Genomic DNA, 13,729 nt, shown 5'->3' with positions numbered 1-13,729 from the left:
GGAGCAAGTGCAAAAGCGATGCTTCGAGGCAGTGCTTTCTAGCTGCCGGATTTGGTTTTCCCCACGGCATAACGATACCTGGCAATGGCATCGACCATTCCGGCAGCAATGGCCGCCTGAAAGGATTCATTGGCAATAAGGCGGGCCTCGTAAGGATGGCTCATGAAGCCACCTTCAAATAGGACAGCAGGATGACGGACTCCCGAGAGGACGCTGAAACGGGCGCGTTTGATACCACGATCAAGAGTATTGGTGCCAAGACGGCGAAGGACGGAGCCGTGAAGGGCGGTAGCAAAGGCGATATTTGCCGAGTCGTGCTGGTTTCCTGTTTTTTGCTGTGCGTCGCTGGCTTTGAGGCCGGTGCCGTAGTGTGAAACCCCTGGAGGAGAGAGGGTGAAGGTTTCGATTCCGCGAGCAGACCGGCCGCCTGAATTAAAATGCAAACTCAGGAAAATAGCGTTTTCCTTTACGCTGTTAGCGATATTGACGCGTTCCTGAAGTGAATAATATCGGTCGCTTTCGCGGATCATTTTCACCTTAAACCCTTTTTTCTCGAGTAGGCCTTTGAGCCGTTGTGCGAGTTTCAGGTTGTAGTTGGCCTCTGTGCCGATGGGATTGGTGGCGCCAGGATCTTTCCCGCCGTGGCCGGCATCGATGATAACGGTGCGAAAATCTCCGGCTTTCTGAATAAAGTTTGGACGAAGAACTGGATCGATCAACTTCGCGAGATCGATACGTGATACATATACTTTGTTTCCTGATGAGGTGACTGAGTTTGAAAAAACAAACTTCACGTTATTCATCAAACACTCGTTCCCACCTACGGTGAGCTTCATCTCCACCTTGGAGTTTTCGAGGACTACGGAACTACCTGTCCGTGTAATTTTCGCAAAGTTGTAAAAGCGTTTGATACTATCGACAGAGACGTAATCACGACCACCGATTTCGATGACATCCCAGCCTTTGTCTCTCGACTGTGCTTCAGCTTTCTGGACGGAAAATAGCGAGAGAAGGAGGCACGAAAATGCAAGTAGGAGGCATGTAGAAAACTTTGGATTTTTACGCATATGCATAATTCGCTCAACTAGAGGGTTCTAGTATATTCGTAACCGGTGTAGAATACAACGGGATTTTCAGCGGTTGGTTAGCCTTTAGTATTGTCGGGCAAGATGCAAGGGCGGCGGGGAAGTTTTTTCAGGATTCCATGTAATTCTCCAGAGATTCCCGCAGGGAAGTGCGTGCACGGAAAAGGAGGCTTTTAACAGAAGGGACTGAAGTCTTGAGCACGAGGGCAATTTCCTCGTAGGGCAGGTTCTCGTAGCGGCGGAGAACTACAGCAAGTCTTTGATTTTCCGGGAGTTCCTGAATCGCGTCATCAATGGCGGACTGCAATTCCGATGTCAGTAGTTTGGAATCGGGTTGGGAGTTCGGATCGTCCGGATGCTGAAGGTGGCTCTTTTCTTCCCTTTGCTCGGTGGAAACGGTCTTCTTCCGGGAGCGGCGGCGGGATTCGTTATAAACGAGATTCCGTGCGATGGTATAGAGATAGGTGGTGAACTTATTATCGGGCTTATAACGTTTAGCGTGTTTCCATACCCGGATGAAAACCTGTTGTGCAATATCCTCCGAGTCGCTGGTATTTCCCAGCATTTTGGAGATTGTGCCGATGACCGCACCCTGGTGCCGCTCGACCAGTTGCCGGAACGCCTTATGGTCGCCTCGGGCTATTTCTACCATCAGTGCGTGGTCGATGGCTGTGTCTTCGTCGATGATGGCTTTTGTATGTTCTGGGGTTTCCTCCATCGGATAGCTGAAGTGTTTGGTTCCGGTGAGAAACATGTTGTGATCCAACACCGGGTAGCTCGAATGGTTGCGGAGTGATCCGCAGCTGAGCTGGTTTCTTTTAATTACCCGTTCTGACGAGATGAAGTCGGAAAATGTTCATCTGCCGGCAACATTTTTCTGCCAGAGGGGTGATCTTGGAATATCGAACGGGCGGCAGATGATGATGCCGGCGTGTTTCGAGGATCCATTGAGGTAATCTGTAATTGGACGGTCGATGATAGTCATCCGGCCTTTGTCGCGGTCCGAGGTAGCATGTGCAAAATATGCGCGGCCCTTGATACGGACGATGAGGCCGACATGGGATGTATAACCACCTTTCCACGTGGAAGTGATGGCGCAGATGTCTCCATTGGCCAGGTAGTTCTCTGCAGTGCGGGCTTTGTTTTTCGGAATGTGGTAGACGGGGAGCTTCGATACCTGAGCTTCAATTCTACCCATTGGCTCAATGAGTGATGGATTGTTCTTTAGGTAGCGGTAGCTTTTCCACTGGACGGTCATCTCCTTGATTTCGCGGCTGAGGCGTTCTGCTCCAGGTATGCGGGAGGAGAGGTTGGCTGCGTAGCCACGGCGTTGGTTATCATGAAACACCTCCTCCAGGTGATGCATACGGGAAAGGTAGTTTCCCGTGCAAACGCCATCACGGTAACGTTCGATCTCGATCATTTGAAGGAGGTCTTCCGGCTTGTATGGTCCTGGCTTGTAGGCGATCAGGCGGGAGATGGCCAAAGAGTTTTCATAAAAGGTCCAGCAATCCATCCCGATGAGGTTGGCTACCGGGGATTCTATGTGATCATCGACCTCAAGACTATAGCTTGTATACGGAGCTCCGAGCAATTCACGGGCAACGCGCACTGTGCGCTCTCCTATCGGGAGGATCCGCCAGTTTTCGCGCTCGGCCTTCGCCATGATGGCGAAGAATTTTGCTTCGCCCTTGAAAACCGTGTTGAGTGGAAGTCTGGGCTTTGCAAGTGGTGGGACGGGTGCCTGGCGGCCAGGCGATAGCACCTTGAGCTTCGTTGAGCCGTTCATTGAAATCGCTTCAATATTTGGTCCGGCACAGCTGAAAAGTGTGAGGACCGGCAGAAACAAAAGAAGCGTTCTGGAATTCATTCCCTCCTTATACACATGGCAAATCCTGATCGAAAGGCGAGAATTCCCGATTTGTCTATAAACTCAGCTGGTAGCAGGCGCCGGAGATTCCTTTGGTGAAGAAAAATACCAGGCAATCAGAAGGCCGATGGAAAGTAGCAGGACCCAAAGGCGTGCGAGCGGGTCTGCGCTTGTGTGTTTCTTGAGTGTGCTGCCCGAGGAAATTATCTGAAGATCACTGGGCGCGCAGCCGGTCAGATCTGCTTCACGTGTATCCGCAAAATGAACTGCCGCGGTGAGTAGTGGTCTTTCCTCATCCGAGGCGGGTACGATCGCACCGAGTTTTAACAGGGATGGTTCTTGCTGGGATATGGTCAGGAATCCGGGTATCTGGGGCGCGCGGCCGGAGGGCGGGGAGGGAATTTTCTTTCCCGAGGGATCTGTGGCGATGGCTATGACCGGGGATTCCGGATTTGTGGCGATACGGATGGCTTGTCCAGTTTCCAGATTGAGTGCCTGTGGAGCGATCTTCCGAAGGCGAATCGATTCGGCGAAGCGGTGAAGGAGGACGATAAATGCCGGTTGCGAGGTGGCGTTCGATAGACGGAGATCGAAGTTGAAGCAGAGTGTCTGGTTTCCCGATTTTTCGCGGAGGAAAATGAGCGGGCGTTTTTCCTGCCACAATAGCACCCGATCTTCCGGAAGGCGCGGAAGTTCGAGGGTTTCACGGACAAGCAGTGCCTGCCAATTGATACCATCCATCAGTGGATCTGCTTCAGCAAGTATGCCGCCCTTGAGATATTTCCCAACGGAGGTGGGATCCTCCACGAAAAGGATAGAATTGGTATCGGGGACGCTCGGGTCAAGAGGGTCATAGGAACTGATGATCAGATCCGAAGAAGCCGCGTCATTGCTGGGGCGGGTGGATTGGAGTGAGCGGAGGAGGCGCTCGGTAAGGCCGCGAAAAGCCGGAGATGTTGCGGTGAAAAGGTTTAGCTCCTTCGGTTTCGGGGCAATAATGGGAAGTGTATCGTCCAGTGGAAAATCATCTTCTGTAAGGGTGACCCTGACGTCCGTGCCGGTCCGAGGGAATGCGGCCTGAATGGTGACGAATGATTTAGGAGCTATCTCAAACTCCTTTGGGCGTGTGCCTCCTTCTGAAGTGACCAACGACCAGGAGCGGGTAACCGGTGCGTCTCCGTAGTTCCGGATCAAGGCCTGCCAAATGAGTGTCCCGCCTTTTTCCTCGAATGATATTCCGGTAAAGCCGACGTTGTCCGTGGATTTTCCGACAGAGATGAGTTGAGACTCGTATGGCAGGTGTTCCTTCGGGGTGTCAGTCAGGTAAATGACTGCGCCATCTTTTGAGACGATGGATCGCGCCAGCCTGAGTGCATAAGATGGATCAGAGAGGCCGGCGCTGAGAGGGAAGTTCTCAAGAGCATCCAGCATTTCTTCGGTCGAGGCGCCAGAATAGATTCGGTCCGCCCCCGGTGTGGAAGGCAGTAAGGTGATTTCCATGGAACTGGCACTTCCCTGAAGTGCGGGGATCTTGTCCCGGAGAGTCGCAATCGCGTCTCCCTTGAAGACGCTCATCGAAGCGGAAGTGTCTAGGACAATTGCCACTCGTTGGACGCTATTTTCTTTCTGAAACCTGGGCTCAGCAAGAAACCAAGCGAGAAGTAATACGGCCAGAAGCTGCATCCACAGGGGGATTGATGGCAGCAAGCGCTCAAAACGACGGCCGGATGTGGCTTCACGCTGTGTGCGTTCCAGTAGAAAGAGGGTGGATACCGGAATGGTGATGGATTTTCTCTGTAGAAAATGAATCGCCAAAACTATCGGCAGGCCGAGTAGGGCCAGAAGTCCGAGAGGATTGGCGAACATATGGTTTCAGAGAAAAAAGAGAAGATCAGACACCTACCGAGGATTGCTTGATTGCCTCGCAGACAGCAGGGAAGAGTTGCCGTTTCCGGGAAACAACACCAGGCGCGAGATAGAGGTTTTTCTCTACAAATTTGAAAGGTAGTCCTTCAATGACTTCTTCGCTACCGATGACGAGGACCATACTGTTCATCTTTGCGATGTCAGTGACGGCGAGGACGGTGAGATCGTAACCCCCGGACTCAGCGAGGGCCACCAAGGCGGTCTCCAACTCCTTGTGGCGGGGCTTGAATCCATGGAGATCAAGTTCCTCTACCTGTGAGATGCTTACCTTGAGGCCTTGTTCGTTGAACTCCTTGCGATCGGTATGGAGAATGTCCTCGGCCGATCCTGTGGCCATGAGTGAGCCTACGGCGAAGAATTCCTCGGAAAATTTCTTAGCTTCCACTTTGGCGATGCCGCTGAGCCACTCCAACATCTCGCGATCCAGATCGGTAGTGGTTGGCGATGTCAGACAAAGTGTGTCTGAGACGATGCCGCCGCAGAGACATAGCGCGATACCCGGGGCGGGATCCAGGCTGCGGTAGAAGAATTTCCGCGCCACAAGCGTGCAGCTTGAGCCGACAGGTTCATTGAGGTAGCGGATCGGCTCACGTGATGTGATATCGCCGGAAAGCCTGTGGTGATCGATCACTTCGGTGATGGTTGCTTCATCAATACCCGAAATGGCCTGCGAGTATTCATTGTGATCAACAAGGGCGAAGCGTAGTGATGGGGGATCGACCAGATCTGATTTCACCAGAACACCGAGCATATTCTTCCCGCTGTCATCCATGACCGGGAAAAGGTCCTGATTTGAGGTGGCCAGCTGTTTGCTGATCGTGGAAACGGGTTGGCTCTCGTTCACGGAAATGAAGTCTTTTTCCATTACGTGAACTACAGTTCTGGAGCAACGGATCAGCGTATTGGCACTGGCAGTATCGTGGCGGCAGCGGAGAAGGACGGTGCCCTTCGAGTTTGCCAGATCAATGATGTCCTTTGTGACTTCATGGTTCCCTGTAACTAGAAGTGCACATGCTCCTTTTTCTATGGCTGCCTGCTGGACAACGGGGCGGTCACCGCAAATTACCAGGAAATCGGATATAGTTTTATCCTCAATCGCTACGTCCAGGCGGTTTTCGACGGTTTTCTTGGATGAGGCTCCAACGAGGAGAATGAGATCCCTTTCTTCATCATTTTCGATCGGTGCGCCAAGGCTTTCCGCTTCTACTGTATCTGCGATCTTATTCAGGGAAGCATGAACAGTGCGAACGCTGAGCGCATCAGTATTATCCGGAAGGAGGAGTTTGAGGAGATTTATATATTGGAGGATTCCTTCCACTTTACCGTCTTCCGATACAACAGGAACACAGCGAACGGATGCAGATAGCATTCGATTGTAAGCGGTAAGGAAAGTGTCGGACGGCTTCACCTGGATAACATCGCGCTTACAGATCATACCGGCGGTGGTGCGGGCATCCATAAGTAGCTGAGGTGGAGCAATTCCGGCTTTTTCCAAGACCCAAGCTGTACGTTGTGGCACTTCTCCACAGCGTGCTGCCACGGCTTCGGGTTCATCTCCGGTTGCTTTCAGGAATGCTGCGTGTCCTAGGGCGGAGCAAATCGCGTCGGTATCTGGGTTTTTGTGTCCGATTACGTAGAAAGGTGACATATTCTTGATTGTTTCCGCCGCGACAAAAAGTTCAAAGCCAAAAAGCTATAAATAAGGTCCCGATTTCGGATGGTTTAATTTTTTAGGGAGCTTTCCCAGATAAGTTGAACCTAAATGATGGTCGTTTCTGTCTTATCGGGTAGCTGGAGGCGCGGGAACACAATCCGGCCAGTGAGAAAAAGATATATAAGTATCAATGTCTTCCTACATGCGCTCAGGGCAGCGGATACCTAGCAGGCCCAGACCTTGTTCAAGGACTTTCGAGCTAAGCTCACAGAGAGCAAGTCGGCTTGATTTGGTGGGTTCTTCCGATTTAAGAACCGGGCAGGCCTCGAAATACGAGTGAAATGCCCTCGCCAATTCGAGGAGGTAATTTGTGAGGAGGTTCGGCCGGAAATCTTCAAGAACAAGGGGCACAACTTCACCGAATCTCGCGAGAAGGCGGGCAAGGTGTATTTCCTCTGGCTTCTCAAGAATAATTTTCGCGGATGTGGCGTCAAACTCTTCGTTCAGTTTCCTGAAAATGGAACGAATCCTGACGTTTGAATACTGAAGGTATGGGGCGGTATCTCCCTGGAGGGCGAGCATTCTGTCCCAGGCAAAGACGTAGTCGGTGAGGCGGTTCTGGGAAAGTTCTGCGAATTTCACGGCGCCGATTCCTACGATTTCGGATACCTCCGCAGCCTCTGCACCGGAGAGGTCCGGATTCTTTTCGGAAATGACTTTAGCGGCGCGCTCAACGGCTTCCTCAAGCACATCTGTGAGGCCTACGTTATCGCCCGAGCGGGTCTTCATCAGCTTGCGGTCTTCTCCCAGAATAGAGCCGAAAGCGATATGCTGGAAGTTGCCGGATTTTCCCCATCGCTCCGCGGCTTCGAAAATTTGGCGGAAATGTAGCTCCTGCGGGACACCTACCACATACCAGATTTGATCCGCCTGCCACTCGTCGATGCGGTATTTGACCGTAGCAAGATCGGTGGTCGCATACAGATATCCTCCATCGGCCTTGCGGATGATAGTCGGATTATCCATCCAGCCGCTTTCACGGTGAACTTTGAACGGGTCCTGTTTCTCGGGCTTGGATTCGTCTGAAAATACGCAGATCGCACCATTGCTTTCGCGGGCCAGGCCTTTTTCGAGAAACTCATCTACCAGGCCGGGAAGCATGTCGTTGTAGTAGCTCTCACCCAGCCAGTGATCGAATTTGACATCGAGCTTGTCATAGATTTTCTGAAGTCCGAGTTTGGAAACCTCGATGCATTTTTCCCAGATGGCCAGGTTTTCAGCGTCGCCCGCCTGAAGCTTCACCAGCTCGGCTTTGCATGTTTCCAGCACGCTGGGATCATCTTTGGTAGCAGAGTTCACCTCACGGTACACACGCACAAGTTCCTTGATGGGATCTGCAGCGAGTGCCTCCTGACTGAGGAGGTTTTTCCAGCCATGGAGGATCATTCCAAATTGGGTGCCCCAGTCGCCGATGTGGTTATCGGCAATTACATCATAGCCGAGGAAGCGGGCGATGCGAGAAAGTGAATCCCCGATGATAGTGGAGCGGATATGCCCGACGTGCATTGGTTTCGCAACGTTGGGTGCGGAAAAATCGATGACGATTCGCTGGCCTTTACCGGGTTCCGGCGCACCGAGACGGGGATCCTTCAGTAATGATTCCGCGTAGCTGGCGTAGGCTTCCGGGAGGATTGTGAAATTGAGGAATCCCGGACCGTCGATCTTAACCGTGGCCAGTCCGTCGATTTCGAGAGCATCAAGGATTTGTTGGGCGAGTGCACGCGGGTTTGTCTTCTGCCGTTTGGCGAGAACCATTGCGGTATTGCTCTGATAATCACCGAAGCGAAGATCTGCAGCAGGTGCAATATTAGGTGTGGTAGGTTCACCGAGGATAGTTTCCAAGGCGGTGGCAAGGCGTGATTCCAGATTCTGAAGAAGAGTCATAAGGCTGGTGAAAGTTCCAGAGGAGGGAGATTCCCTCAGCGGATGGTGTTCCCCGCGCGGTCTTTGCGCAATGGTTTCGGGTCCAAAATTTCCAGAATTTCCTCGCGTGACTCAGCTGCGGCCAGATTCCTACGGACTTCGCAGTTGGTGAACATCTTAGCGATTGCGGCGAGTGTCCTGAGATGGAGATGGTAGTCCTTCCGTGGAACGATGAAGAGAATGATGTAATGGACAGGCGCGTTATCGAGTGCCTCAAAATCGATACCACCCTTGGATCTACCGAAGACGGCGACTACATTCTCCATGGTATCGGAAAAGGTGTGCGGAATGGCGACTCCGGAGCCGATACCGGTGCTGATCTGAGCCTCTCGTTCTTCGAGTGCTTTTAGAATTTCCGGACAGCATTTGGTCGGAATATCTCCCTTTTCCTCCAGGAAATTCACGAGCTCTTCAATGGCTGGCCAGTGCTCGGTCGCATTCATATCCAGGAGGATATTTTCGACGGAGAGCAATGTGGCTAACTTCATAAATAATAGGGCGTTCTGATTGCGAGAGGTGCCGCAAGGAGGGGCGGAACCTAGGGTGCCAAAAACAATTTACAAGAATAAATCTCTCTTGAAATCAAGTGGGGAGTGCTTGGCAAAACAATAGCTGATTAATTCTCCAATGCAACAGGCGGCGGTATTCATTTTTTGAGTGGCGGAGGAGTGGCTTCAAGGATGGATATTTACATCCGGTTTGCTCATCGACTCCTGTGTGGATTACTCAACTTTAACATTCCGCTCCTAGGTGTATTTGGACGGTTTGGAAAGGGCCATAGTGCTCCTGACTTCCGAAAGAAAGCTGCCAAGACCTAGGATTAACTTGCACAGACGCGCCACGGACTGCATGGAAGGGGTGAACGGGCAATGACTGGAAAGAACAGAGAGATCATCATCGGGACACGTGGCAGCGATCTTGCGCTTACACAAGCAACGACTACGGAAGCCCTTTTCGGGGAGAAATTTCCCGGCTTTTCGTTTGTCCGCAAAGTTATCAAGACAACCGGCGACCGCAGAACGGATGTTTCTCTGGCAGAGGTCGCCAAGGCAGAGGGAACCTTCGATAAAGGGGTTTTCATCAAGGAGCTTGAGGAAGCTCTAGCCGATGAGAGTATTCACATCGCAGTGCATAGTCTCAAGGATATGCCGACTGTGCTGGAGAGTCGGTTTGCCCTAGCTGCCACCCTCGAGCGCGCACCGGTGAAGGACGTGCTCTTGAGCAAAACCGATGGTGGAATCGATGGTCTCCCGGAGGGAGCAAGAGTTGGCACGAGCAGTGTGCGCCGCGCGAAGCAGATCGAATTCCTACGCCCGGACCTCAAGGTCCTGGATCTCAGGGGAAACGTTCCTACGAGAATCAAAAAGCTGGCGGATGAGGACGACTACGATGCGATCCTTCTGGCCGAAGCAGGCTTGGTGAGACTTGGATATCTCCCTGTTGAATGTGTGGATAGCCAAGAGAAAATCGGCGGTGAGGATGGAGTGTTTGCCCATCGCTTACCTGAGGAAATATTTTTTCCTGCTGCAGGACAAGGGGCGATCGGTCTTGAAATCCGTGCCGGTGATGAAAAATCGCTGGAACTCTGCCGCTCCATCAATCATGAGCTGACCTGGCTGAAGGTGACTGCGGAACGTGAATTCCTCCGTTTACTTGACGGCGGTTGCCATACACCGGTCGGAGTTTATTCTACTGTAAATGGAGGTGAAATTACTCTTTATGCCCGTGTTTTCCCTGATGAAGGAGGCACACCAAGGATCGGCCAGGCCACTGGGATTGATCCGATCAAAACCGCTTTCGAACTTTTTAATTCTCTGAAATGACTACCAAAGGAATCTGCTATCTTGTCGGCGCCGGCCCCGGCGATCTCGGTCTTGTGACATTACGTGCAAAGGAATGCATCGAGACTGCCGACGTGCTTGTCTACGATGCGTTGAGTAGCCCCGAGCTGCTGCGCTGGACAAAAAAAGGCTGCGAACAAATCTATGTGGGTAAACGTGCGAAGGATCACGCGGTGCCACAGGATCAGATCAATGAGATCATCGTGGAGCATACGAAAAATGGGAAGGTTGTCACCAGACTCAAGGGCGGAGATCCAATGATTTTCGCGCGGGGTGGTGAAGAAGCCGCGGAGCTTGCTGAAGCGGGCGTGGCTTTCGAAATCGTTCCGGGAATTAGTTCCGCGATTGGTGGGCCTGCATATGCCGGGATTCCGGTGACGCATCGTGACCACAATACACAGCTGACAATTTTCACGGGTCATGAGGATCCTACAAAAGGCTATTCATCGATCGATTACGCCCAACTTGCGAAAACTCCCGGGACAAAGGTTTTCCTGATGGGAGTCGCCCGCCTTCGTGAAATTACCAGTTCATTCATTTCGAACGGTGCCGAAGCCGATACTCCGATTGCCTTGGTTCGCTGGGCAACAACTGGCTCGCAGTGGACTATTGTCGGCACATTGGAGACAATTGCTGACATTGCTGAAAAAGAGGGATTCAGCTCTCCTGCTGTGGCGGTGATCGGAAATGTTGTGAACGAAAGGTCGAAGATCAACTGGTTTGAAAAGCGCCCGCTTTTTGGAAAAAGAATCGTTGTTACTAGGACCCGCGAACAAGCTGGAGACCTTAGTAAACGCCTCAGAGATCTGGGGGCGGATGTGATCGAACTTCCTACAATTCGTATCGAGCTGCCGGAGGATCGCGAAGGCTTCGCTGAAGGTGTGACACACGCGCACGAATATGACTGGCTCGTTTTCACCAGCCCGAATGGTGTAGAGAAGTTTTTCGATGGATTTTTCTCCACCTACGAAGATGCCCGCAGCCTCGGAAATCCAAAAGTTGCAGCGATTGGACCCGGAACAGCGGCAAAAATCCGTGAATACCGGATCGGCGTGGATTTGATCCCAGACAAGCACGTTGCGGAAGGTCTGATCGATGCTTTCAAGAAAATCAACGTTGAGAACCAGACAATGCTTTGGGTGAAAGCTGCGGAATCGCGTGACGTAATTTATGACGGTTTGATGAAGCTCGGAGCTATCGTTGACGAATGCGTAGCCTACCGCACGGTTCCTGAAACCGACGATTATACAGGCGCACAGGCGAAATTCATCGAAGATGGCGCGGATATGGTGACTTTCACTTCCAGTTCCACAGCAGAGCATTTCTTCGGGCTTGATCTTGAGTGGCCGGAGAATTGTGTGGCGGCAAGTATTGGTCCGATTACTACGGATACCCTGAAGAAGCTGGATCACAGGCCTGCCGTGGAAGCTGTTAAACATGATATCCCAGGGCTGGTTAAGGCCGTCCTGAATCACTTTCGGAAGTAGCAGTTGCGGATGAACTTCGACCGGATCGCCCCGTTTTATGAGCTGGTCGAGGTCTTGTTCGCCGGAGGAATGCTCCAAAAGTGTAGGACGGAGTTCCTGGATGATCTGGAGCCTCCCCGCAATGTGCTAATCTTAGGGGAGGGGAATGGTCGTTTTCTAAACGAACTGCTCCTTCGCTTTCCTGATTCCAGAGTGACTTGCGTGGACGGATCCTCAGAGATGATCCGATTGGCTGCCGAGCGACTTCGCAAGAATGGATTGGGTGGTTGTTCTGTGAAATTTATCCATCAGGATATCGCAAAGTGGGAGCCTGCGGAGAGGGGTTTTGATTTGCTCGTGGTTCATTTTTTCCTCGATTGCTTTGAGCGTGCCGAGATTCGCAGCATCGTGGAAAAGTTGAAAATCGCTGCGAAATCCAATGCCATCTTGTTGCTCTCTGATTTTCAGGAACCGGCTGGTTTTCTCAGAGGAAAGCTTTCCAGGGTTCTCCTATCGTGCCTGTACCGTTTCTTCGGATTCACAGCTGGAGTACGGACACGAAGAATTATTTCGCCGGACGAGATTCTGGTGGAGAACGGGTTTAACGAAGTGGATAGACGCCTTTCCGTCTTCAATCTCCTGACGGCCCGGAAATGGAAACAAGGACAGCCGGAGGGTGAAATTTACCGAAAGGACGTATTCAGGGGTTCACCAGATTGCGGTGCATCCTCCTGATCCTCTTCAGCGCTGACGGAGGTCTTGTCGGCGCTGGGAAATCAACAGGGTATTCGACCAATTCGATCATTCGGAAATTGCGTCGATATTCTCCTTTCCACTGCGAAAAGGAGCCGTCTAGAATGTGCCGAACATTAAATTTTCAATATGAAAACACCCATCACCGTTTCCATCACAGGCGCAGCAGGACAAATCGGCTACGCAATTCTTTTCCGTCTCGCATCCGGTTTTGTTTTCGGCCCTGATCAGCCAGTCAATCTTCGCTTGATCGAGATTGAGCCGGGTCTGCCAGCACTACAGGGCGTGGTTATGGAGCTCGAGGATTGCGCGTTTCCTCTCCTGAACGAGGTAGTGGCTACCACTGATCTGGATGAAGGATTCAAAGGTGCGAACTGGGCATTGCTGATCGGTTCAGTTCCAAGGAAAAAGGGTATGGAGCGGAGTGATCTGCTCGGTATCAATGGGAAAATCTTTACCGGCCAGGGGGAGGCGATCGCCCGCTCGGCGGCGGAGGATGTGCGGGTGCTGGTAGTTGGAAATCCATGCAATACCAATGCACTTATCGCCATGAACAACGCGGCAGGTATATCGTCCGATCGCTTCTTTGCGATGACACGTCTGGATGAAAACCGCGCGAAGAGCCAACTAGCAACCAAAGCCGGTGTGCATTGTTCTGATGTCACAAATCTGTGTATCTGGGGGAATCACTCCGCCACACAATATCCGGATTTCACGAATGCAAAGATCGGTGGCAAGCCGGTTACCGAAGTTATCACTGATCGCGAGTGGTTGGAGGGTGAGTTTATCAAAACAGTGCAGCAACGTGGTGCGGCGATTATTGCCGCTCGCGGTGCATCCTCGGCTGCGTCTGCCGCGAATGCCGCACTCGATACGGTGAAAAGTCTCATCACACCAACTCCGGAAGGCGACTGGCATTCTGTGGCTATCTGCTCGGATGGTTCGTATGGAATCGAAAAAGGTCTGATGGCTTCCATGCCGATCCGAACGAAGGCCGATGGTAGCTGGGAGGTCGTTCAAGGCGTCCCGGTCTGTGAGTTTTCCCAAGGCAAGATCGATGCAACGATCAATGAGCTGAAAGAGGAGAAGGAAGCGGTCCAAGGTTTGATCCCTGCGTAAACGCAAAGCGTCACAATAAGGTCATTGAAATG

At 52.0% G+C, this 13,729-nt stretch carries 11 protein-coding genes; 4 read left to right on the top strand and 7 right to left on the bottom strand.

Annotation, left to right across the window (positions count from 1 at the left end):
• Positions 1-38: 38 nt before the first annotated feature.
• The 7 genes from AAGA79_RS08095 to AAGA79_RS08065 form a co-directional block, all read right to left on the bottom strand.
• Entirely contained in the window at positions 39-1,067 is a 1,029-nt protein-coding gene (locus AAGA79_RS08095; protein WP_411825290.1) for an N-acetylmuramoyl-L-alanine amidase family protein, read from the bottom strand.
• A 127-nt stretch (positions 1,068-1,194) separates the two neighbouring features.
• Positions 1,195-1,839: an RNA polymerase sigma factor gene (locus tag AAGA79_RS08090; RefSeq protein WP_411825289.1), complete on the bottom strand. Its 645-nt coding sequence runs from the start codon at positions 1,837-1,839 to the stop codon at positions 1,195-1,197.
• Between the two features lie 102 nt (positions 1,840-1,941).
• Positions 1,942-2,955 (bottom strand): N-acetylmuramoyl-L-alanine amidase-like domain-containing protein, encoded by a 1,014-nt coding sequence (locus AAGA79_RS08085; RefSeq protein WP_411825288.1) that lies wholly within the window; start codon positions 2,953-2,955, stop codon positions 1,942-1,944.
• A 63-nt stretch (positions 2,956-3,018) separates the two neighbouring features.
• Positions 3,019-4,821 carry a vWA domain-containing protein gene (locus AAGA79_RS08080; RefSeq protein ID WP_411825287.1) on the bottom strand — a complete coding sequence of 601 codons (1,803 nt, stop codon included), beginning with the start codon at positions 4,819-4,821 and terminating at the stop codon, positions 3,019-3,021.
• 25 nt (positions 4,822-4,846) lie between these two features.
• Positions 4,847-6,529, bottom strand: coding sequence for a putative manganese-dependent inorganic diphosphatase (locus tag AAGA79_RS08075; RefSeq protein ID WP_411825286.1), 1,683 nt, complete (start codon positions 6,527-6,529; stop codon positions 4,847-4,849).
• A gap of 204 nt (positions 6,530-6,733) precedes the next feature.
• Positions 6,734-8,479 (bottom strand): arginine--tRNA ligase, encoded by a 1,746-nt coding sequence (gene argS, locus AAGA79_RS08070; RefSeq protein WP_411825285.1) that lies wholly within the window; start codon positions 8,477-8,479, stop codon positions 6,734-6,736.
• A gap of 35 nt (positions 8,480-8,514) precedes the next feature.
• On the bottom strand, positions 8,515-9,006 hold the full coding sequence (locus tag AAGA79_RS08065; RefSeq protein ID WP_411825284.1) for a PTS sugar transporter subunit IIA: 492 nt from the start codon (positions 9,004-9,006) through the stop codon (positions 8,515-8,517).
• A 381-nt stretch (positions 9,007-9,387) separates the two neighbouring features.
• On the opposite strand from AAGA79_RS08065, the gene hemC reads away from it, so the two are divergent.
• The 4 genes from hemC to AAGA79_RS08045 all read left to right on the top strand — a co-directional run bounded on the left by hemC (position 9,388) and on the right by AAGA79_RS08045 (position 13,697).
• Positions 9,388-10,341 (top strand): hydroxymethylbilane synthase, encoded by a 954-nt coding sequence (hemC, locus tag AAGA79_RS08060; RefSeq protein WP_411825283.1) that lies wholly within the window; start codon positions 9,388-9,390, stop codon positions 10,339-10,341.
• Positions 10,338-11,846, top strand: a complete 1,509-nt coding sequence (gene cobA, locus AAGA79_RS08055) for a uroporphyrinogen-III C-methyltransferase (protein ID WP_411825282.1) — start codon at positions 10,338-10,340, stop codon at positions 11,844-11,846. Before hemC ends, cobA begins: the two co-directional genes overlap by 4 nt.
• Before the next feature lie 9 nt (positions 11,847-11,855).
• Positions 11,856-12,560: a class I SAM-dependent methyltransferase gene (locus AAGA79_RS08050; protein ID WP_411825281.1), complete on the top strand. Its 705-nt coding sequence runs from the start codon at positions 11,856-11,858 to the stop codon at positions 12,558-12,560.
• A 147-nt stretch (positions 12,561-12,707) separates the two neighbouring features.
• On the top strand, positions 12,708-13,697 hold the full coding sequence (locus tag AAGA79_RS08045) for a malate dehydrogenase (protein WP_411825280.1): 990 nt from the start codon (positions 12,708-12,710) through the stop codon (positions 13,695-13,697).
• The last annotated feature ends 32 nt before the right edge of the window (positions 13,698-13,729 follow it).

It is taken from the genome of Luteolibacter sp. AS25 (assembly GCF_046736275.1).
Classification (GTDB): Bacteria; Verrucomicrobiota; Verrucomicrobiia; order Verrucomicrobiales; family Akkermansiaceae; genus Luteolibacter.
This window is presented reverse-complemented; position numbering and strand designations above follow the sequence as displayed.